Annotated in this window: 1 rRNA gene; it reads left to right on the forward strand. The window is 47.4% G+C overall.

Features of this window, described 5'->3' with window-relative positions:
• Positions 1–79 precede the first annotated feature (79 nt).
• Positions 80–435 (forward strand): 16S ribosomal RNA (locus EGI31_RS15260); the annotation flags it as partial.

Consider the following 435-nt stretch of genomic DNA (forward strand, 5'->3'; position numbering starts at 1 on the left):
TGAAGTGGGATAAAGTTCATTAACTTATTGGAGATAGAGACGAAACATAAAGTTGGGAGATCTTTCGATGTAAGAAATTACTATGGAGAGTTTGATCCTGGCTCAGGATGAACGCTAGCGGCAGGCTTAATACATGCAAGTCGAGGGGGCAGCAATGTCACCGGCGAACGGGTGCGTAACGCGTATGCAACCTACCTACATCAGGGGGATAGCCCTAGGAAACTGGGATTAATACCGCATAATATTGGATATGGCATCATAACCAATTGAAATATTTATAGGATGTAGATGGGCATGCGTAGGATTAGCTAGTTGGTAAGGTAACGGCTTACCAAGGCTACGATCCTTAGGGGCTCTGAGAGGAGTATCCCCCACACTGGCACTGAGATACGGGCCAGACTCCTACGGGAGGCAGCAGTAGGGACTATTGGGCAA

The organism is Lacihabitans soyangensis (assembly GCF_024343775.1).
In the GTDB taxonomy this organism is placed as follows: domain Bacteria; phylum Bacteroidota; class Bacteroidia; order Cytophagales; family Spirosomataceae; genus Leadbetterella; species Leadbetterella soyangensis.